We start from the raw sequence: 22,595 nt of genomic DNA on the forward strand, positions 1-22,595 counted from the left end.
GGATGACTATGCTAGCGAGCAACACATCGAATATACGGGCTATCACGCTGTTATTAAACACTAAAAATTTACACTGCCTTTACACAAAAGAGAGACATCCAAGCTTGAAGCTATAATTAAGAATAATTATCATTCGCCAAAATTACCGAAGGAAGAATGATATGCCCCGCTTTATCCGTCGCACTCGCCAAACCTCGCATCTATCTCATGCAACACAGACACCTATGTTGAGCCAGCTATCACGCGCTATTGGTTTATGTTTGTTATTACCTGCAGCATGGGCTAGCGCTGCAAACACGCAAGATACCACTCCAGAAATGGAGCGCATGGTGATCACAGCAACACAAACTAAACACTCGGAGCTTTCGGCGCCCGCTTCAGTGTCCGTGATTAACCGCAGTGAACTTGAAGCGCTAGTCATAGACGATCTTGCTAGCGCAGTCCGTTATTTACAGGGTGTGAACATCAGCGAAGGCACGCCCTATGGCCGCAATGAGATCAGCCTGCGAGGTTTAGATTCAGATTACACTTTAATCTTGATTAATGGCCGCCGCATTAACTCCCGCGAAGCATTAACCTCTGGTTATGGCAACGATTTTGACTTGTCCTCTATTCCAATGTCTGCCATTGAACGTATCGAAGTTGTGCGTGGGCCTATGTCATCCCTATACGGCTCAGAAGCTTTAGGCGGTGTGGTTAACGTCATACTGCGTCAACCGACTGAAGACTGGCAAACCAGCGTTGGCGTGCAATACGATGCACCTACCAGTGGCAAGGGTGGCGATAGCACTAAGTACAATTTCTACAGCAGTGGCGCGCTGATCAAAGATAAATTACTGGCAAACTTAATCGTCGACAGCAATAAACGCGATGCATGGCGCTCGGACTTAAAACCCACTATTGATGCACTAGAAGACAGAGATGAAATCAGCGCCCTCGCCAATTTACAATGGCTGATTGATAACCAGCAAGATCTGCAATTTGACTTAAGTTACGCCAACGATGAACGCGAGTCTGATTGGAATAACTACGGCACGATTCTCACCAATAACCAACAAGCGGAGCGGATAAGTTCAGGTCTGACCCATAATGGCCACTGGAACTGGGGCGACACTCGCCTGCGCTATTACTATGAAAATGTTGAGGTGACTGACGACTCAGCGTTAATCGCCGAGATAGGTAATATCACCCAAACCAACCACAATCTCGACGGTCAAACCACTGTCCTGCTTGGCGATCACATGTTAACCAGCGGTGCAGAATACCGTTGGACCCAGCTCGAAAATAGCCGCAATATTTTAGGTGATGGCACCTTAGACGACAGCCAATCGGCATTGTATCTACAAGATGAATTTAGCTTAGGCGAACTCAATATCACCTTAGGTGGGCGCGTCGATCACCACGATGTGTACGGCACCGAATTTAGCCCACGCTTGTATTTAGTGTATAACTTAAGCTCTGAATGGGTCATTAAAGGTGGTGGCGGCAAAGCCTTTAAAGCGCCAAATATGGCGCAATCCCAAGCCGATTATATTATCCCCGCTTGTCGTGGCGCCTGTACCGTTGCGGGAAATCCTGATCTTCAACCCGAAACCTCAGTGAACTACGAGTTATCGACCCAATATCAAACCACGGATTTTGGTGGCTCGATCACCTACTTCCATAACGATGTAGAAAATAAAATTATCACCGAAACTTGGAATAGAGTCCCAGGTACAGTATTAACTTACCAAAACGTGAACGAAGCTAAGATCACTGGTTGGGAATTACAAGCTTGGTACAATTTAACTCAAGATCTCAGCCTAAACGGTAATTACAGTAAAACCGATGCCGAAGATAAGCAAAATGGCGCGCCTTTTACCTTAACACCGGACGACAGCTATAACCTAAAACTGCAATGGCAGGCATTTGATGGTTTATCCACCTTTATCGCCTACCATTATACTGGCGAGCAGTATTTGCGAGCCAATGTCAAATCAGAGGGTTATGGCTCGCTCGATATAGGTGCGAATTATCAAATTAATCCTATGTTTAGACTGAAGCTTGGCGTGACTAACCTAACGGATTCTGAACGTGACCAAGTTGCCACCGACCTTGATTATATTCAAAAGAGTCGCAGTATTTATGCTGGGGTAACTGCAAGTTTCTAAGCTCTACAAGCCAGAAATTAATGTGTAATTATAGCTCTGCTACTCAACATTAAACATCATAGGCGAAGCCCGTTTTGGCTTCGCCTATTGTTTTAAGACCAAAATAAATATCACACATTCGACTAGAAAAAGTAAAATCAATATATTTTCTAAAATATAGAATTTTTAAATAAACATCAAAAATATAAATTATATAATCCAGATTTAAATCATTAGTCTTTTACATTCCGCAATATAACCTTGATCATACTTTAACGCTAAAAAATAACTCACCCGTTAACCTTTGATAACGATCAAGGTTTTGTCATATTAAAAAACTATTATACACACGCAAGACTGCTAAAGCTTGAGGTGTAAAATTCTCGATTATTAAACTTACGCACCAAGCAAAAGCGATATTATCTTTCCGTTTATATCACTAATAAAACAGCGAGAAAAATACAGTTCCAACTTCAAGTTACATATTTCATAGCTAGATATATGATTTACTCGCTTCAGAATGATGATTTAACCAACAATAAAAAAGGGAAATAACATGCTTAAAAAGATGATGCTAATGTGCGCACTGTGCTTTTCAACGAATTTAATGGCGGTATCACTTGCCGACAGTCATTCTGAAAGATCTGACTGTGAATCCTGCCATAAAGATAAAAAACCTTCAGCGGATTATGTTTTTGAAAATCAGCAATGTGTATCATGCCATGGAGAAATGAAAACACTCGCAGGCGAAGCTCATACTAAACATGATGGCGTTTTAACATGCACCAATTGCCATATCGCTCATCAAGAAAAAGCACCAGCAGATGCTTGCAAAGAATGCCATTAATTCACTAAAAATCTAGAACCAAAGGCCGAAGAATTATTTATTTTGAATGGAACCATTAGGCAGGATGCCACTTGACCCAACCTCCAAGGGTGTTTGCCATCTATTGCTCACAGGTGGCAATTTTTACCTCCATTTTTATATCCTTACAATATGTTTAACGGCTCAATACTTAGCTCAGAATCCCATATCCGGCAAATAGGGCAAGTTTAATTGTGCTAGGTAAACCATAGACGACTCTCAGAGGATTGTTCTCAAGAACGCCAATGCCTTTTCTAAGTCACGGGTGCGCGCCATCGGTGGCAGCGAGTTTAAAAAAGCTTGGCCATAGTAGCGATTCACAATGCGATTATCGCAAAGGATCAGCACACCACGATCTTTTTCATCACGAATAAGACGGCCAACACCTTGTTTCAGAGCAATAATCGCCTGAGGTAAGGACACTTCAGTAAAAGGATCGAGTCCCTGACGACTCACATTGTCGGCTCGGGCGCGATATAGAGGCTCATCGGGCGACACAAAAGGTAATTTGTCGATAATCACGCAGCTTAACAATTTGCCGCGCACATCCACCCCTTCCCAAAAACTACTGGTACCGAGCAATACCGCATTGCCGAGTTGGCGAAACTTAGTCAGCAGACTCTGTTTACCCGCTTGGCCTTGTACCAGCAGCGGATACTGAGTGCGAGTTCGCAGTGCCAGCGCCGCTTGTTCGAGCATTTTATGGCTGGTAAATAAAATAAAAGTCCGTCCCTGCGCCGCATCTATCGCTTGCACGCACACATCCACCAACTGCTTTAACGCTTGCTGTTGATTGGTCACGCTCCCAAGTTGTCTAGGCACACAAAATACCGCTTGGCGGGGATAATCGAAGGGACTGTCGAGAATGCTTTGCTGCGCATCAACGATACCCATTTCTCGGGCAAAATGAACAAGACTGCGGTTAACCTGCAAAGTTGCCGAGGTAAATATCCAACTGGTTTCGGGCACAAATAACTGTTGGCACTCACGGGCAATATTGATTGGTGAAATTCGCAGCACCACAAAGCGACTACCAAATTCGATGCTGTAGGCCGCCAGATTATTATCGCAGTTAAAAAACACACTGAGCTTATTATTCAACTCCGCCAACTTAATGGCGATATCATCTAACAATTCACTGCGGCCAATATGGGCCATTAATAAATTCTGCAGCGCGGTTAATTCCGCTAATAAATCCCATGACACCCCCGCGAGCGCTTTATTGCCCAGTACTAAACGCCAATCGGATTCACCGCAGGAATATAACTGATTATGCCAATCACTTAATTTAGCGAGGCAACGCTGGCAAAATTGGGCGAGTTGCCCAGTATCACTGAGTTCAGTCTGATAAATAGCGAGTAGCTTTTGAATGAAATCATCGATAGTACGACTCGAACATTGCTGGCCAAAATAGTTAACGCAAATATCGGGTAATAAATGCGCTTCATCGAAAATCACCACATCAGGATCGGGTAATAACTCGGCAAAGCCCGTGTCTTTCAGTACACTATCGGCGAAAAATAAATGGTGGTTAACCACAATAATTTTGGCATCCAGAGCACGGCTGCGCGCCTTGCGGGTAAAGCAGGCATCGTAAAAATCGCAGCGCTTACCAATACAGCTTTCCTTAGTGCTGACCACAAGCGGCAGCGCCGAAGAATTCTCAGGCACTGAGGTTAAGCCGCCAATATCACCATCTTTACAGGTGCTCGCCCACTGATTGATTTTCAACAAATCATCTAACAAACGCGCATCGATATGTGTCGCCTCGCTCATTTGCTTATCGAGTCGCCACTGGCACAGATAATTATTGCGGCCCTTTAGTAGAGCCAGTTTAGGCTCAATCCCCAACATGGCGACCAGCGCGGGTAAGTCTTTAAAAAACAACTGCTCTTGCAAGTTTTTACTGCCCGTACTGACGATGACTTGCTTACCGCTCAATATCGCGGGGATCAAATACGCAAAGGTTTTACCTACCCCCGTACCCGCCTCAATCACCACATTGCCCTTCGCCGCTATCGCCTCACTCACTTCCTGTGCCATCTGCATCTGGCTTGTTCGCGCACTAAACCCTTGAATATGTTTAGACAATACTCCATCGGGCAAAAATGCGCGTTGCACTTCGGACGCGAGTCGACTCACCGCAGCGGCGCCTTTTAAGGCAGAAGGCTTAGCGACGGTTTCTTTAGAGGAAACATGCTTTGATGTCGGTTGGCGGGAGCGAGTCAAAGGGAGAATCAATCCTTTATCAAGGTGTTAGGAACGTCAGTGAAAACAGTACTGCAAGTCCACACAATAAATTACTGAGCGAATGCATAGTGAAACTTTATAAGCACAAACAATGGTTAGTACCGCATGCCACTGCCGTAAACAATAGCGTTAAGCTTAACAGCTCGAAGCATTATGCTGATTTGAGATAAGACTACAAGTTAGCCGCGTAATTAACGCCAATTTAAACGTCGGTATTTGCTAGCATCCGCCAAAGCATGTGCGCTAGCTATAACGGTTCGCAAACTTCTGTCGATTTCAGCCTGCCACTAACCATTTGAAATAAATAAGCTACCTCAGCAAAGCAAAACTCTATACCATTATATACGCTCGATAACAGGATGTTTCAGTGCCCAAGCATCAATACTAAGACGCAGGTAATCAGGATGAATGATGTCAAACGTTAGTCTTATCAATTTAAAAACAAGTGACACCACAACGCTACAACGTCTGCTCCAACTTTATTATTTTGATTCAACATCTTGGAGTAAAGAAGATATAGGCATTGATGGGTTATATGATGGCTCTACAGCCTCAGATCTTGAATCCTATGTTAACTCACAAGAGGCAAAAGCCTACCTCATTTGGGTAAATGAAGTATTGGTAGGCTTTGTTCTACTAGATAGGGTTGAAGTTGAAGAAAGGCTTATCTGGGAACTGGCCGACCTCTTTATTCTTCCTAAATATCGCGGTGGTTGGATTGCGCTCGAAGTAGTCCGTCAAATATTTGAGCAGATTAGCACACCAATGCTGGTCGCTACGTTCAAAGAAAATGAACTGGCTTTGCGCTTTTTTAAAGCGGTATCAAAACGATTACAGCTTAATTCAGTACGTGAGTTAATCGAGGATGAAACTACTCCGTTTTATACATTCATCATAAATGAACACATCTAACAATCGATGTTATTCAAGTTTTTCTAAGCCACCCAGTGTTTGTAGTGGTACGGTTAATTTGGCAGTTTTTCTAAGCCACCCAGTGTTAATTATTGTGAATTTGATGGTGCTTTTTGGTGAGTCACCAAATTAGCAACTAGCCTTAGTGTCTGTTTCCCCGCACAAGGAGTGTGATGATGCCACAGCCAAGGAGAACTCAAGTCAGTTTGGAAGATACGCCCTTTTATCACTGCTGTAGTCGAGTAGTCAGACGTGCCTATTTGTGTGGTGAAGACCTTTTCTCAGGTAAAAATTACGACCATAGACGCGAGTGGGTAGAGCAGCAATTACTTAAACTGGCTCAGGTCTTTGCGATTGATGTTGCAGCATATGCAGTGATGAGCAACCATCTGCACTTGGTACTCTGTGTGGATATTTACCAAGCCAATCAATGGACCGATAGAGAAGTGCTTGAGCATTGGCATCAAGTATTTAAAGGCACTGAATTAACACAACAATTTGTCAAAGGGCACGTTGTTGAAGCTCATGACGTGGCTAACCTTAAACACCATATTGCCCTATATCGCAGTCGCTTAAGTGATATCTCTTGGTTTATGCGAGCGTTAAATGAACCTATCGCCCGTAAGGCAAATCAAGAGGATAACTGCACTGGACGCTTCTGGGAGGGCCGTTTTAAATCCCAAGCCCTACTCGATGAGGCGGCAAGTACTCGCATGTATGACCTATGTTGACCTCAACCCTATCCGCGCTCATCTAGCCACAACACCAGCAACCTCGGATTTCACCAGTATTCAACGGCGTATCCGCGCGGCACTCGCAGGCAAACAATCTCAAACATTATTGCCCTTTATCGATAATGAGCGGGACAATATGTCTAAAGGGCTGCACTTTGATTTACAAGAGTATCTGCAGCTGGTCGACGATACAGGCAGAATTATTCGCGATGATAAATGCGGGAGTATCAGTTCGAGCAGTGCTAGCTTACTGAGTCGCCTTAATATTCCACCTGAGCATTGGCTTAAGCTCACCCACCATTTCGGGCAGCTATTTAAAGGTCCCGTGGGTACTTTGCAAGAACTTACTTGTTACTGCGAACACCTTGAAAAGCGACGAAGGCACTATCGACATAGCTGCCAGCATTTAATGGCAAGCTGACCGAAGCAGAGATAATTTAGTGTTTAAATTGATTAATCCACCGCAGTGGAGAATATGGCTCGAACTTAATTCATCCAATTTCAGCTAACTATCGGCAAATTAATACAAAACGACCAAAAAACCTCGAAAATGTGACTTTCAACCTCAGTAAAAATACCTTTAGTAAATGCGACTTAGGTGTTGTAGGCTATGTTTTATATCATGGGTGGCTTAGCAATAATATCGTCACGCTCACTTACTGAGAATCCCGTAGAGATGCAAAAAATGCCGCCATACTATGTTCGACTCGAAGCCAATCTCACGCTGGCGGAGATTCTGGAATGGATACTCGCAAATGCCTAAAAGTTCATTCAAACGTTAGGTTTATTATTTAATGAACAATGAAACATTAAAAGTCATTAATGACCTTAAAATATCTATAGATGAAGCTGTAAGACACCGCGAAATCTGGTGGGAGCTTGGATACTCTCAAAATAGGTCAAAGTTCAAAAATGAATTTGCATCTAAACGTTTTAATCATTTTTTACATGCATCATATGAAGCGCATGCCATCACTATGTATTTAGCTTTAGGCAGAATATTTGATCCAGATACCCGATCATCAAGCTTTAGCACACTCAAAGTGAATTTACGGTCATTCGGTCATCTCGAATTAGTTAAGACGATAGAAAATCAGTTAAAACCATATTCAGAGTTAGTAAAAAAAGTTCTAGATATCCGTAGTAAAACAGTGGCACATTCGGATTTATCGCATACCGAAAGTTTAGTTCTCAAAGCCAACGCTATAACTCCTAACGAATTGAAATTGTTAATTCATCAAACCAGAGAAACATATTACGAGGTTTTGCGCTATTTCAGTCTCACGACAACACAGCTTGAGGATGGCATATTTAGCGAATCAGCTTTAAATATGCTCGACCAACTACAAACCTAACAAAACTTGGTGTGAGGCAGCTACGCTAATGCTAAAAAGGTGCGCTATGGTGATTAGCGAGACGACCGTCCGCCCCATGGACTGGGCGGTCGAGCATTGCGAGTCGGTGAGTGAACACCATGGCAAGCCTGTATTAATGAATATCAGCAAATGCTCACAACTCAAGTTACAGTTCCCCTGCACGACTTCCAACACATTTCCATCCACTTTCAACATCCCCCCAACAAAAATGCTCAATAACTTTATTTAACGATAACCTTCTGCCTTTCACAAAAACGCATAAATATTCTCATTTAATTCAAATTGGCTGTTGCAAAGGCTCATAAAAGCGGTTAGTTTAAATCCACTTATACGGGTAGACGTCCGTAACAACGAATTCAACGCTTCACTGTATTTCGAGCAGTTAAGCCAATAAAGTTAAATACCGAGAGAGTAAAATGAGCCCACTACTGAACGCTATCCACCACCATCACCACCATATGCGGTAGCCTTCGGACGCTCACTGCCGGAGGACTATATCCTTCTGGCGGACTGATTCAAGATGATCATAAACCCCTGGAAGGAATTCCGGGGGTTTTTGCATTTAGACGTTAATTTTGGTTTTAATTTAAATAAAAAATTTTTAGATATTTAATAAATTATCAATACGTTAGCTAGAGCACTTAACTAGAGTTCTTAGCTAGAGCCCATTGAATGGCAAGGCGTATTAAACCGATTAAACAACACATTTTGAATCTTTTAATTTTGATACTTTTGAGCGAGATAACACTATGACTGAATCGAACCGTTTACGCATCGCCATCCAAAAATCTGGCCGTCTTTCTACTGATTCTCAGCAGCTACTAAAAAGCTGTGGCGTTAAGTTTTCCATTAATGAACAACGTCTTATCGCTCATTCTGACAATATGCCTATCGATTTACTGCGCGTTCGTGATGACGATATCCCAGGATTGGTGATGGACGGCGTGGTTGATATGGGGATCATAGGTGAAAACGTGCTCGAAGAGGAACAAATCGAGCGTCAAACCCTGAATAAACCCGCAGATTGCCTCAAACTGCGTCAGTTAGATTTCGGATCATGTCGCCTCTCGTTAGCCGTACCAACAGAATTCAGTTACGCCGATGCCTCCTCGTTAGAAGGATTACGCATCGCCACGTCTTACCCGAACCTGCTGCGCCGTTTTATGCAACAAAAAGGCATAACTTATCGCGACTGTATGTTAAAAGGCTCGGTTGAAGTCGCCCCGCGTGCCGGCCTTGCCGATGGGATTTGTGATCTCGTGTCGACGGGCGCCACCTTAGAGGCCAACGGTTTATACGAAACCGAAGTGATTTACCGCTCTATGGCCTGCATTATTCAATCGACCCAAACCCAATCGCCGACTAAACAAGCACTCATCGACAAAATTCTGTCCCGCGTCAACGGCGTTATCCGCGCCCGTGAGAGCAAGTACATCCTACTGCACGCGCCAACTGAAACCTTAGATCAAATCGTCGCCCTGCTGCCCGGCGCTGAAAACCCAACCGTATTGCCATTAAATGATGATACTAACCGCGTTGCTATACACGCCGTCAGTACCGAAGATTTGTTCTGGGATACCATGGAACAGTTGACCGCACTCGGTGCCAGCTCGATTCTGGTAATGCCAATCGAAAAAATGATGGGGTAATCTATGGAAATCCTAACTTGGTCAACCTTATCAACCGCCGAGCAGAAAACGGCGCTGAAACGCTCGCCCTTAATTGGTGATAGCGGTTTAGAGCAAAGCGTTCGCGCCATTATCGATGCGGTGGCAACACGGGGTGATGCCGCCATTGCCGAATTTAATCAAAAGTTTGATGGCTTCAATAGCGCGACCAAAAATTTAAATGGACAAGGAAGTGGCGAGCTGCGCATGGATGAAGCCGAGATTGCTGCGGCAAGCGCACGGGTATCACCAGAACTGAAAGCGGCGATCGCCAAAGCCATGGCGAATATAGATGTGTTTCACAGCGCCCAGCAATTTCGTCCGATTGATATGGAAACCGAGGCGGGAGTACGTTGCGAGCTACGTAGCGAACCGATTGAAAAAGTGGGTTTATATATCCCCGGTGGCAGCGCGCCATTAATTTCTACCGTGATGATGCTCGCCCTGCCCGCCAAGATCGCCGGCTGCGAACAAAGAGTATTGGTCAGCCCACCGCCGATCAACGATGCCATTATCTATGCCGCCAATGCCTGCGGGATCACTGAAATTTATCAAGTGGGTGGCGCGCAGGCCATTGCGGCACTGGCCTTTGGCACAGAAACTATTCCCGCGGTCGATAAGATTTTTGGCCCAGGTAATCGCTACGTGACTGAAGCTAAACGCTTAGTGTCACAGGATGGCCGCTGCACTGTGTGTATCGATATGCCGGCTGGTCCTTCTGAGGTGTTGGTGATTGCCGATAGCGACGCCAATTGCGAATTTATCGCCGCCGATTTGCTTTCGCAAGCGGAGCACGGCCCTGATTCACAAGTGATTTTAGTGACAGACTCGCAAGCGATCGCCAATGGCGTCAATGACGCACTGACAAGACAACTTGCTGCCCTGCCGCGTTGTGATATAGCTACAACGGCGCTCCTCAGCAGTCGCACTTTTGTTGTGGACGATATGCAGCAAGCCGCGCAGGTTTCCAATCAATATGGGCCTGAGCACTTGATCATTCAAACGCGCTTTCCCCGTGAGGTACTGAAAAACATTCGCGCGGCGGGCTCGGTATTTTTAGGCGCTTATACACCTGAATCTGTTGGCGATTATGCCAGTGGCACCAACCACGTGCTACCGACTTACGGTTACAGCCGCGCCGTGTCGAGCCTGTCATTAGCCGACTTTAGCCGCCGCTTTACCGTGCAGGAACTCAGCGCTAAGGGCTTAATAGGATTGGGGCAAGCAGTCATGACGTTAGCCAGTAACGAATTGCTCGATGCGCACAAAAATGCGATCGCAGTACGTTTAGCTAGCCTAGAGAAATGACCCGCCTAGATCTTAAGTGATTAGCACTTAAGTGAATAACTCTTAAGTGATTAGCCCTTAAGTTTATAAAAATAGAGCTGAGTGAAGAAAATGAGCCAAATGAGCAGCATGGAAAAGACAGCAGAACCCACAGCATTAACGGCATCAAAGTTAACACCATCAACGTTAACGCAATCGGCGCCACTAAATTTAGCCGAGCGTTTAGCGCGCCCTGAGTTACTGGATTTAACGCCCTACCAGAGTGCCCGCAGACTGGGCGGTCGTGGTGATATTTGGATCAATGCCAACGAATCGCCCTTTAATAATGTCGATACCGCAGCGCTCGATTTATCGAAATTGAATCGTTACCCAGAATGCCAACCGCCGCAGCTTATCAGTGCCTACAGCGAATATAGCGGCGTGAGCACCAGCAAGATAGTCGCCAGCCGCGGCGCCGATGAAGCGATTGAACTGTTAATTCGCGCCTTTTGTATACCAGGCGTCGACAGCATTGCCTGCTTTGGCCCGACGTACGGCATGTATGCCATCAGCGCGAACACCTTTAATGTGGGCGTTAAAGCGTTAAATCTCAGCGCGGAATATGGCTTGCCGACAAGCTATGCCGAGGACGTTCGCGGCGCAAAACTGGTGTTTATCTGCAATCCCAATAACCCGACTGGCACAGTGATCGACAAAGCTATTATCGAGCAAGCAATCAAAGCCTTGCCCGACGCGCTTGTGGTCATCGACGAAGCTTATATTGAGTTTTGCCCTGAATACAGTGTGGCGGATTTGCTGGAAAGCTATCCGAATCTAGTGGTACTGCGCACCCTGTCAAAAGCCTTTGCACTTGCCGGCGCACGCTGTGGTTTTATGCTGGCAAACGAGGCCATAGTCGAAATCATTATGCGCGTGATTGCGCCCTATCCTGTGCCGCTGCCCGTGAGTGAAGTCGCCACACAGGCGCTATCAAGCGCTGGCATTGCGCGGATGAAAGTGCAAGTCGCACAATTAAATGAGCAAGGCGCCAGACTCACAGCGGCGATCAGCGCTTATTGTTCAAAATCGAATAGTTCAGAGTCCCGCGCCCGCGTGCTTAAGCCTAACGGCAATTATGTGCTGGCTGAATTTGATGATGTAGCTAAGGTCGCAGCATTACTGCAAGGCAGCGGTGTTGTCGCCCGCGCTTACAAAGACCCAAGGCTTGCCAAAGCTATCCGCTTTAGCTTTAGTTCAAAGGCGGATACCGATGTGTTAGTGAATTTATTTGAATCGCAACGCACTGAGCAGTCATCAGAAAACGAATAATAAGTCACTGATAATAAATCTCTGATCATAAAAAACTAATAAAAAGCGAATGCGGCGCTGAAAGTTAAATCAGGTTAAGCATTAGCTAAACGAATTGAATTTGAAGGTAGAGCCATGAACCCACAATTTATCCCGAACGTTGCACAAAAAATTCTGTTTATCGACCGCGATGGCACCTTGATTGAAGAGCCCATCACCGACAAACAGGTCGATAGTCTAGCGAAATTAGTGTTCGAGCCACAGGTGATCCCCGCTTTGCTACGTCTGCAAAAGGCTGGGTTTCGTTTAGTCATGGTCAGCAATCAAGACGGCCTTGGCACACCGTCTTTCCCGCAGGAAGATTTCGATGCGCCCCACAATATGATGATGCAAATCCTCAAAAGCCAAGGGGTTAACTTTGAAGATGTGGTGATTTGCCCGCACTTTAATGATGAAAATTGCAGCTGCCGTAAACCTAAGCTTGGGCTAGTAAAAGACTATCTCACCCAAGGCTGCATCGATTTCACCCAATCGGCGGTGATTGGCGATCGCGAGACCGATGTGGAACTCGGCAATGCCATGGGCATTAAAAGCCTGAAATATCAACGCGAAACGTTGGGCTGGAATGCCATCGCTGATGCGCTGCTCAATAAAGGCCGCACCGCCACGGTCGTACGTACCACCAAAGAAACCGATATTCGCGTGACAGTGGATCTCGACAGCCCCGTTAAAGGCAAAATCGACACAGGCATTGGCTTTTTCGACCACATGCTCGATCAAATTGCCACCCACGGTAATTTTAGAATGGATGTGAAAGTCGATGGCGATTTAGAAATCGACGATCACCACAGCGTCGAAGACACTGCGCTGGCCATAGGTGATGCCCTGCGCCAAGCGCTCGGCGACAAACGCGGTATTGCCCGTTTCGGCTTTAGTCTGCCGATGGACGAAGCCAAGGGTGAATGTCTGCTGGATATCTCTGGTCGTCCTTTTATCAAGTTCTCGGCCGATTTTGAGCGTGAGCACGTCGGCGAAATGGCCACAGAAATGGTGCCACACTTCTTCCGCTCCTTTGCCGACGGCCTGCGCTGTACGCTACATGTATCGACGCAGGGCGATAACGATCACCACAAGGTTGAAGCCCTGTTTAAAGTGCTCGGCCGCGCGCTGCGCCAAGCGGTTAAAGTCGAAGGCGATATTCTGCCATCGAGTAAAGGCGTGCTTTAAGGCATCAGCATAAATCGTTTAAGAGGTTAGGATGCAACAAGACACTCTATTAACAGCTGGCCAGCAATTAACAGCAAATGAATCATCAGATGCTGAAACCGTCATCATAGACACGGGCTGCGCCAATTTAAACTCAGTACGTTTCGCCTTCGAGCGTTTAGGCGCTAAGGTGTTGGTCACAGACGATAAAACCAAAATCAAAGCGGCAAAACGTGTGGTGCTACCGGGAGTGGGCACAGCGGGAGCCGCCATGGCGTCCTTACATGAAAAAGGTTTAGTCGAACTTATTCAAGGCCTGACTCAACCTGTGCTGGGCGTGTGCCTTGGCATGCAAATGTTGGCGGCGATTTCTAAGGAGCGCGGCGGAAAAGGTCAAGATTGCGAGTGCTTAGGCATAATCCCAACCGACATTTGTGAGCTGGATACGCAGTTACTCAAAGCTGAAAGCCTACCTTTGCCGCACATGGGCTGGAACCAACTTAAGCTAACGACAAACTCACAAGGAGCCAAAACCCCTAGCGTTCACCCGCTATTTGCGGGCATTGAAGATGGCAGTTATGTGTATTTCGTCCACAGTTACCGCGCGCCGTTGAGTGAATTTACCTTAGCCCAATGTTCCTATGGTGAAGGCTTTAGCGCCGCCATTGGCAAAGGCAACTTTATGGGCGTGCAGTTCCACCCCGAAAAAAGTGCCGCCGTGGGCGCGCAAATTCTGCGTAACTTTTTACAGATGGATGAAGCGCTGATGAACGAAGCGCTGATGAACAAAGCGCTGATGAACAAAGCGCTGCGAAGCAACTCTGCTGATGGCCAAGCTGGTGTAAAGAAGGCTGACCAATGAATAAATTACTCAATAAAAAACTAAATACTAATGAACAACTTAAAAATAAATCAATCAAGGATATGAGCTTATGATTATTCCTGCGATTGATTTAATTGATGGCAATGTCGTCCGCCTTTATCAAGGCGATTACGGCCAGCAGACCACCTTTGATTTAAGTCCTTTGGCGCAGTTGCAATCCTACGAGGCACAAGGGGCGAAATGGTTGCATATCGTTGATTTAACGGGCGCGAAAGATCCCGCTAAACGCCAAACTCGCCTTATCAGTGAATTAGTGGCGGGACTAAACGCCAATATTCAAGTGGGCGGCGGCATCCGTACAGAAGAGCAAGTCACTGAATTATTAGCTATCGGTGTAAAACGAGTGGTAATTGGCTCACTTGCGGTGAAAGAACCTGAGTTAGTCAAACAATGGTTTATCAAATACGGCAGCGAAGCGATTTGCCTTGCACTCGATGTCAATATCAACCAGAGCGGTGAGAAAATGGTCGCCGTATCCGGTTGGCAAAGTGGTGGCGGTAAGAGTTTAGAATCCCTTGTAGAAACCTTTAGCGCGGTCGGCTTAAAGCACGCGCTTGTAACTGACATTAGCCGTGATGGCACCTTAACGGGCGCCAATACCGCGCTTTATCAAGAAATTGCAGCCATCTATCCCGACATCGCTTGGCAAGCCTCTGGCGGTATTGCGACCCTTGATGATGTGAGCGCCGTGCGAGACAGCGGCGCTGCGGGCATCATTATCGGTAAAGCCTTGCTTATCAATCAGTTTAACGTGGCGGAGGCAATCCAATGCTGGCCAAACGACTAGTCCCCTGTTTAGATGTAAAAGACGGTAAAGTAGTGAAAGGCGTGCAGTTTCGTAACCACGAAATTGTCGGCGATATCGTGCCCTTAGCCGCGCGTTATGCCGAAGAAGGCGCCGATGAGCTGGTGTTTTATGACATTACCGCCAGCGCCCACGAACGTGTGGTCGATAAATCGTGGGTGAGCCGCGTGGCGGAGCAGATTGATATTCCCTTCTGCGTGGCAGGTGGCATTAAAACCATTAGCCAAGCCCGTGAATTATTAGCCTTTGGGGCGGATAAGATTTCGATTAACTCGCCCGCCTTAACTGATCCGAGTCTGATCTCGCGCCTGCAGGACGAGTTCGGCCGCCAATGTATCGTGATTGGTATCGACTCCTTTTTCGATGCCACCAGCAACAGCTATAAGGTAAAGCAATTTACCGGCGATGAAGCGGCAACTAAGGATACCCAGTGGTTCACCCAAGACTGGGTTGAAGAAGTACAGAAACGAGGTTGTGGTGAAATCGTGCTCAATGTGATGAACCAAGATGGCGTGCGCGGCGGCTATGATATCAAGCAGTTAAGTCTTGTTCGTGCCATCTGTGACGTACCTTTAATTGCCTCTGGCGGTGCAGGGACTATGGCGCATTTTCGCGATGTATTTATTGAAGCTAAGGTCGATGCGGCGCTGGCGGCGAGCGTATTCCACAAGGCGATTATCAACATCGGTGAATTAAAAGCCTATTTAGCGGCCGAAGGGATCGCGATTAGACGCTAGAGCGGTTCTAGGTTCTAGGTTCTAGGTTCTAGGTTCTAGGTTCTAGGTTCTAGGTTCTAGGTTCTACAAACAGATTAAGAGTGAATACTATGTCAACGCAAACAAACACTAAGTTGGATTTTAGCGAGCTGGATTGGAATAAACAGGATGGGCTTATTCCTGCCGTTATCCAAAACCATTTATCGGGCAAGGTATTAATGCTCGGTTATATGGATAAGGCCGCGCTGGAAAAAACCTTGAGCACAGGTGATGTCACCTTTTTCAGCCGTTCAAAACAGCGCTTATGGACCAAGGGTGAAACCTCTGGCAATACGCTAAGATTGGTCGCTATCGATAAAGACTGCGATAACGATAGCCTGTTAGTGCAAGTGCTCCCCAACGGCCCAACCTGCCACAAAGGCACCGAAAGTTGCTGGTTAGATGACAATGCGCACCCCTTTTTGAACAACCTCGCCAGCTTAATCGCCTCACGTAAAGGGCAAAGTGCCGATTCCAGTTACACGGCGTCTTTGTTTGCGCGCGGCACAAAACGTATCGCCCAAAAGGTCGGAGAAGAAGGTCTTGAAACCGCCCTTGCCGCTGCGACCCACGATAAGGAAGAGTTGGTTAACGAAGCCTCTGATCTTATCTATCACCTGCTGGTATTGCTTGAGGATCAACACTTAAGCCTCAGTGACATCACAGCAAATTTGTTGGCAAGACATGAAAAGGCGCTGCAGAGCAAAGCATAATCTGCTCACTGTTCCTGATGTCTTACTATCGATTTTACCGCTAAAAATGCCGCCCGCTTAAATCAAGTCGGCGGCATTTTTTATCGCGCGATTCCCTCAAGTGCCATTGCCGCAATGTGATCAATGAATATCTTGCGCCTTAATCCTATAACAAAAAATAATCAAAATACTGTTGTAATGGTTGACAAGTACAGTTCGGTTCCCTATGGTAACCTCCGTTGCCGTTAGGTTATTAAGGCAAGGCATCAAAACACTTATCCGTTTTTACTCAACACACGCTAAGGCAAGTTTTATGTGTTTCACACCCTTTTATTATCCCTATCTGTAGCCGCAATGGCATAGATAGGCACCTCGCCTGACCTTCCATTGTGGCCATATCCTTTCGGATCCGCTGAGCGCCACTGTCTCATTTGCTTAAATCATTTTGTGCTTGAATCGCATCAAAATTCTTTAAGACAGTTGCTTTAGGATCAAGTCTTTATCTCTTTTTCTTGCAACACGCTTTTGAGATCATGTTATGACACAGAATAAAATTTTCGGCAGTTTACTGCTTATCGCCGGCACCACAATCGGCGCGGGTATGCTGGCTTTGCCTATCGCATCGGCTGGACTCGGTTTTGGCACCTCCTCCGCCATTATGCTCATCCTATGGGCGCTGATGGCCTACACGGCACTGCTTATGGTGGAAATCCATCAATTCGCCCCCAGCGATGCCAGCCTTAATCACTTAGCGCAACGCTTATTGGGTCGTAAGGGCCAGTTGATCGCCAATAGCGCCCTAATGTTTTTACTGTACGCCCTCTGCGCCGCCTACATTGCTGGCGGCGGCGAGCAAGTGAACCAAAAGCTGAGCACTTGGCTAGGACTAAATTTGCCACCGCAGGCGGGTGCAATCCTATTCACCCTGCTGGTTGGCGCCATTGTGGGCATGGGAACCCACTGTGTTGATCTCATCAATCGCGGTTTATTTGCCCTTAAGCTATTGGCATTATTGCTTATGTTGGCCTTGTTACTGCCGCAGGTTGAAAGCCCACATTTGCTCGAACTCCCGCTCAACCAAGGCCTAATTATCACGGCTATTCCAGTGATTTTTACCTCCTTTGGTTTTCACGGTTCGATTCCATCAGTGGTGCGCTACTTAGGCGTTGAAGTCAAAGCCCTGCGCAGGATCATGTTGTTTGGCTCGGCTTTGCCATTAGTGATTTACCTTTTGTGGCAACTGGGCAGTCAAGGCGTATTGAGCCAAAGTCAATTGCTCGAAAACCAGAGTTTATCGAGCTTTATCAATCAACTGGCAAGTGTGCTGCACAGTGAATACTTAAGTAGCGCTATAAGTCTATTTGCCGATCTCGCCCTTGCGACCTCGTTTTTAGGGGTGAGTTTAGGTTTGTTCGATTTTATGGCCTCAAGCTTAAGGCAAGAAGATAATGCAACAGGTCGAAGCTTAACTGCGGCTATCACCTTTTTACCGCCCTTAGGTTTTGCCCTCTTCTACCCTCAAGGTTTTATCACAGCGCTGGGTTACGCGGCGATTGCGCTGGTGATCCTCGCCATCTTTTTACCTGTGGCCATGGTGTGGACACAACGCCAGATGCGAGACGCTGCCAATATGCCGACGGGTTACCGCGTTGCGGGCGGAAAGTTAGCCTTAATGCTCGCCACACTTTGCGGAATTGTAGTGATCGCCGCCCAGATATTTAGCTAGCCGCAATTCACTCACCAAGAGTGAGTGAACTAAAAGTTAGCTAGCCCGAATAACAGATTAAGTACAAGAGCCTGTAAAACCTCAACTATTGACAGCAGGCGCTTGTCTATTCAATGATCCTTTCACATTAGTCAGCTAAGCCCGTGAGTGTTAAACTGCCTCAGGTGCTCGTGCGCGATATAAGAGCTCCGATGCGATAACTCCGGAGCAACAGCCCCGAATCAAACGCTCCGAAGTAACCGAACAAAGTAAAAGTGCCAATGAAATATACACATTCGTGTATTTTTGCACTGCTAAGGCACGAGTTTGATCAGGGCTCAGTCAATAAGGATAAATATCAAACCCAATGCCAATCCACAACAAGCCAAGCCGTGGCAATGCCTCTGATAGCAAGGCACTTCAGCACGAGGCAACGGAGATATCTGCAGGCCCTCGCAGTGGTGCTTTAGATTTTGGAACGGATACTCATGTTGCTGCGCAAAATCGCCGTAAATTCCCCCTAAAAAAAACCTTATTGGCGACCAGCTTAACGGGCATCTTGGCGGGCGTGGCGTTAACTGTTTGGATTGTGAATACCCAGGCTGAACAACTCATCATACGGGCGGCAAATTTTGCCCTCACAGGTATGGACAGCGAACTGATTGACATTGAATTAGGGCAAAGTCAGTTAGAACATTGGCGAATTACTTCTGCCAATCTGAGGGTGCATGATAGCTATATCAGGCTTAATGATTTGAATATTCAGCTAAAACTTGACTGGCCACAGAGTTTTGCCGAACTTAAACAGTTCAGCCAAGCCTCTTACCTCACTCAAAAAATCACCCAAATATCCACAGGTGATATTGAAGTCGAGTTAGGGCAATCACTGTTTTTACCCAATCGAAATGCCATCGATAAACAAGGCCCCGCATTGGCCTTAGATATCAAATCATTACCACTCATAGATATCGGAAAAACCAGTCTTATTCTCAAAGCCCAGCATCTCAACACCCAAAATGATTTACCCGTCTATCGGTTGGTGATGGACAAGTTGAGCCTCAACGGCGCGGGGGAAATCAACAGCGAGTTTAGTCACGCAGGCGAAAGCATAGCCACACTTAAAGCCACACTCGAAACCAACAAATGGCAACTCATGAGTCAAATCCAGCTCGCGCCGCTGCTTGCGAGCTTGCATCAAATCAGCCTGAGGCAAGCGCAAGACAGTGTACTGAGTCCGTTAACTGAGCTTGATAAAGAGTGGCAAGCGTTAGCAATTGATTTACAAGGCCAATTGGTATCCAACAGCAGTATTACATTAACCTCAGGCGAGCTTATCAGTGAGCATCAGTTAATCGAGCCAAAGCTGACCTTTAATCAGTTGGCTGCGCTGCAACTTGCACCTAAACCCGAGCTTGTGTCAAAACCTAAGTTAGCATTTAAAATTGCCGGACATTTAGCCGAACTTGACCTAAAACTAGAGCCCTTTAGCTTAGCTGTGAGCCCCAATACCGCCCAGCAACAGCGATTGATGCAACTGCTCGATGAGACGCTGGCTAAACCTTCATCTCAGTCAGTATCTGAACCAGTATCTCAACCGATAGCAGAGCAAGTGCCTTATCCGCTAGCGAGTCAAATCGCTAAGCTGCTATCGGGGCTCAAAAGTACAGATACACCAGTGGGAATCGTACTGACATTGCCTGAAGCCCTGCATTACCCGCTGACTCAAATTCCGCAAGATGTGCACTTAGCTAATCCCCTTGCGATTAAACTTCCTCGAGTGAAGCTTAAGACCTTAGGCAGTAAGCTAGATACCCAAGTCGATTTAACCAATGTTGAAATCACAAAATCAATCGAAGCACTGTCCTTCAAAACAGATTGGCGCTTTAGTACGAGGCAAACAGGCTCAATGCAATTATCTGAATTGTGGGCAAATCCTCCGCAGGATTTTAGCTGGAATAATAGTCAGTTAACGACAGCAGGCACATTTAACTTACTTCAGACGCCAAGTTCAACCGATTGGCAATTTATCACTGCCGCTACCGAATCGACTGAACTGACACAATCAATAAAACAAAATACTGGCAACACGCTACAGTTCGCCGTGGGTGAGCTTAAGCGTATTAGCACGCAAAATAAAAATGCGGCTAAACATGCAGAGTTTAGCCTTGGTAGTATCGCGATAAATGCCCTTGCGCCGCTGAATATAAGCTCGCAGCAAAGCACTCATACTCAGAGTTCTGGTATTCAAAACACTAGCATTCAGAAAGTCAGTCCAGCGCAAAGCTCAGTGCCCACATCTGATACCGCAAATAGGTTAACCCTTGCCATACCACCTTTAACCTTAGCACTGGAGCAACTGTATTTTTCGCAGACCAAACAGACTTTAGTGACAGATGATGTAGTCACTGAGGCTAATGCGGATAAAAATGCTAGCACTAGCATCATAACGAAAACCGATATGAATGCGGGCAGTTTCTCGATTGCATTACAAAAAGCCATGTCATTCGAACTTAAACCCGATATCGAAGCGCTGTTCGACTCGCTGCTCGCTACCACTTGGCATAATCAACTCGCATGGCAAGCCAGTCAGCTAAATATCGAAAAACAGCTCAGCAGCAAAGGCCGCAGCCGCAAAGAAACCGTACTTAAGCTGGACAAGTTAACGCTGGCACAAAGCTTAGATTGGAAAAATAACACGCTCTTTGGTGATGAGCATTGGCAAGTGGGCACAGTTGAGCTGCAAAGCCAACACAAGTTGAACCTTGCCACCGCGAACAATCCCTTAGTGTTAACGGGCCAATGGGTAGTCAACACTAGCATGACCGAGGCGCTGGCCTTGCTCAATCAAACCCAACCCTTACCATCTGAGCTTAATGTCACAGGTAATAACCAATTACAGGCGCAGTTTAATTTAACCCAACAGCGCGATCAGACCCAATTTGCCATGCAAATAACTCAATCGATGACAGAACTTGAAGGCTTTTATAAAGACATCATTTTTGAGGGGGGAAAACTGCAAGCGCAATGTGAGTTCACTTGGGGGCAATCTTATAAAAAAGAGTCTCATAACAAGCCGCAGGATAAAGGCTATTTTAGCAGCCTCAGTAAGCTCAATTGCCCGCAGACGCTGATGACCTTTAACTTATTTGATCCTGGCTTCCCACTGACCGATATCGAAGTGGAAGCCGATATCGTCCTTGGCAAAGATGCCGAGAAATTGCCCGACAATTGGATACAACAACTCACAGGCTTAAGTGACACCGATGTTTCCATGACCGCCAAAGGCAAAGTGCTCAGCGGCCAGTTTCTGCTGCCAGAATTTAATCTTAAATTGCAGGATAAATCCCATGCCTATCTGCTGCTGCAGGCCATGAGTCTGGAAGAGGTCCTGCGCATTCAACCACAAATTGGCATCTATGCCGACGGCATATTCGATGGCGTGTTGCCCGTCGATTTAATCAACGGCAAAGTGTCGATCACTGGCGGGCAATTAGCCGCGCGCGCACCCGGCGGCCTCATCGCTATCTCAGGCAACCCCGCCGTTGAGCAGATGCGCCAATCCCAACCGTATCTAGACTTTGTCTTTTCAACGTTAGAACACTTACAATACAGCCAATTATCAAGCAGTTTTGATATGGACCAAGCTGGTGATGCTAAACTACTCGTCGAAGTAAAAGGCCGCGGTGAAGGGATTGAACGTCCTATCCACTTGAATTACTCCCACGAAGAGAACATGCTGCAATTATTTAGAAGTCTGCAAATTGGTAATGACTTGCAGGACAGAATCGAAAAATCAGTGAAGTAACAAGGAAACCTCAGTGAAGATAATTCAATTACAGCAAATTAGCATAGGTACCCGAAGCGCACTTATCGCATTGGTAGCCCTAGCCTCATTGCAGGGCTGTACGCCCACAGTCAAAATAGAACCGCCGGATAAACCTATCGTTATCAATCTCAATGTGAAAATTGAACATGAGATACGGATCAAAGTGGATAAGGAATTAGACCAACTCCTGTCAGACGATAAGCTGTTCTAATTAAA

16 protein-coding genes and 1 pseudogene are annotated in these 22,595 nt (G+C 46.3%); 16 read left to right on the forward strand and 1 reads right to left on the reverse strand.

Going from position 1 to position 22,595, the window contains the following annotated elements; translation table 11 throughout:
* The first annotated feature begins 161 nt into the window (after window positions 1-161).
* On the forward strand, window positions 162-2,150 hold the full coding sequence (locus KO533_RS01205) for a TonB-dependent receptor (protein WP_105252636.1): 1,989 nt from the start codon (window positions 162-164) through the stop codon (window positions 2,148-2,150).
* A gap of 535 nt (window positions 2,151-2,685) precedes the next feature.
* Window positions 2,686-2,976 (forward strand): cytochrome c3 family protein, encoded by a 291-nt coding sequence (locus KO533_RS01210; protein WP_028759787.1) that lies wholly within the window; start codon window positions 2,686-2,688, stop codon window positions 2,974-2,976.
* Between the two features lie 237 nt (window positions 2,977-3,213).
* Here KO533_RS01210 and KO533_RS01215 read toward each other — a convergent pair whose 3' ends face one another.
* Entirely contained in the window at window positions 3,214-5,223 is a 2,010-nt protein-coding gene (locus tag KO533_RS01215; protein ID WP_219252514.1) for an ATP-dependent DNA helicase, read from the reverse strand.
* A 432-nt stretch (window positions 5,224-5,655) separates the two neighbouring features.
* On the opposite strand from KO533_RS01215, the gene KO533_RS01220 reads away from it, so the two are divergent.
* The 14 genes and pseudogenes from KO533_RS01220 to KO533_RS01285 all read left to right on the forward strand — a co-directional run bounded on the left by KO533_RS01220 (window position 5,656) and on the right by KO533_RS01285 (window position 22,590).
* Window positions 5,656-6,156, forward strand: coding sequence for a GNAT family N-acetyltransferase (locus KO533_RS01220; RefSeq protein WP_219252515.1), 501 nt, complete (start codon window positions 5,656-5,658; stop codon window positions 6,154-6,156).
* A gap of 176 nt (window positions 6,157-6,332) precedes the next feature.
* Window positions 6,333-7,311: pseudogene (locus KO533_RS01225) on the forward strand (transposase).
* Between the two features lie 373 nt (window positions 7,312-7,684).
* On the forward strand, window positions 7,685-8,245 hold the full coding sequence (locus KO533_RS01230) for a hypothetical protein (RefSeq protein ID WP_219252517.1): 561 nt from the start codon (window positions 7,685-7,687) through the stop codon (window positions 8,243-8,245).
* 770 nt (window positions 8,246-9,015) lie between these two features.
* The gene (gene hisG, locus KO533_RS01235; protein WP_219252521.1) at window positions 9,016-9,915 is read left to right on the forward strand and encodes an ATP phosphoribosyltransferase; all 900 of its coding nucleotides are present in this window, start codon (window positions 9,016-9,018) and stop codon (window positions 9,913-9,915) included.
* 3 nt (window positions 9,916-9,918) lie between these two features.
* Window positions 9,919-11,241 (forward strand): histidinol dehydrogenase, encoded by a 1,323-nt coding sequence (gene hisD, locus KO533_RS01240; protein ID WP_219252523.1) that lies wholly within the window; start codon window positions 9,919-9,921, stop codon window positions 11,239-11,241.
* A gap of 90 nt (window positions 11,242-11,331) precedes the next feature.
* Window positions 11,332-12,528, forward strand: coding sequence for a histidinol-phosphate transaminase (gene hisC, locus KO533_RS01245; RefSeq protein WP_219252525.1), 1,197 nt, complete (start codon window positions 11,332-11,334; stop codon window positions 12,526-12,528).
* Window positions 12,529-12,642: 114 nt separating this feature from the next.
* Entirely contained in the window at window positions 12,643-13,734 is a 1,092-nt protein-coding gene (hisB, locus tag KO533_RS01250; RefSeq protein ID WP_219252531.1) for a bifunctional histidinol-phosphatase/imidazoleglycerol-phosphate dehydratase HisB, read from the forward strand.
* Between the two features lie 31 nt (window positions 13,735-13,765).
* Window positions 13,766-14,575, forward strand: a complete 810-nt coding sequence (hisH, locus tag KO533_RS01255) for an imidazole glycerol phosphate synthase subunit HisH (protein WP_219252532.1) — start codon at window positions 13,766-13,768, stop codon at window positions 14,573-14,575.
* Window positions 14,576-14,645: 70 nt separating this feature from the next.
* Window positions 14,646-15,383 (forward strand): 1-(5-phosphoribosyl)-5-[(5-phosphoribosylamino)methylideneamino]imidazole-4-carboxamide isomerase, encoded by a 738-nt coding sequence (hisA, locus tag KO533_RS01260; RefSeq protein WP_105252643.1) that lies wholly within the window; start codon window positions 14,646-14,648, stop codon window positions 15,381-15,383.
* Entirely contained in the window at window positions 15,365-16,138 is a 774-nt protein-coding gene (gene hisF / locus KO533_RS01265; protein ID WP_006081894.1) for an imidazole glycerol phosphate synthase subunit HisF, read from the forward strand. Before hisA ends, hisF begins: the two co-directional genes overlap by 19 nt.
* A gap of 89 nt (window positions 16,139-16,227) precedes the next feature.
* A complete protein-coding gene (gene hisIE, locus KO533_RS01270) occupies window positions 16,228-16,869 on the forward strand; it encodes a bifunctional phosphoribosyl-AMP cyclohydrolase/phosphoribosyl-ATP diphosphatase HisIE (protein WP_219252533.1) in 642 nt (213 codons plus the stop codon).
* A 517-nt stretch (window positions 16,870-17,386) separates the two neighbouring features.
* Window positions 17,387-18,574 (forward strand): aromatic amino acid transport family protein, encoded by a 1,188-nt coding sequence (locus tag KO533_RS01275; RefSeq protein ID WP_219252537.1) that lies wholly within the window; start codon window positions 17,387-17,389, stop codon window positions 18,572-18,574.
* Window positions 18,575-18,920: 346 nt separating this feature from the next.
* Window positions 18,921-22,358, forward strand: coding sequence for a YdbH domain-containing protein (locus tag KO533_RS01280; protein ID WP_219252539.1), 3,438 nt, complete (start codon window positions 18,921-18,923; stop codon window positions 22,356-22,358).
* Window positions 22,359-22,371: 13 nt separating this feature from the next.
* Window positions 22,372-22,590, forward strand: a complete 219-nt coding sequence (locus KO533_RS01285; protein WP_028759774.1) for a YnbE family lipoprotein — start codon at window positions 22,372-22,374, stop codon at window positions 22,588-22,590.
* Window positions 22,591-22,595 lie beyond the last annotated feature (5 nt).

The organism is Shewanella sp. NKUCC05_KAH (assembly GCF_019345585.1).
GTDB classification, from domain to species: Bacteria; Pseudomonadota; Gammaproteobacteria; order Enterobacterales; family Shewanellaceae; genus Shewanella; species Shewanella oncorhynchi.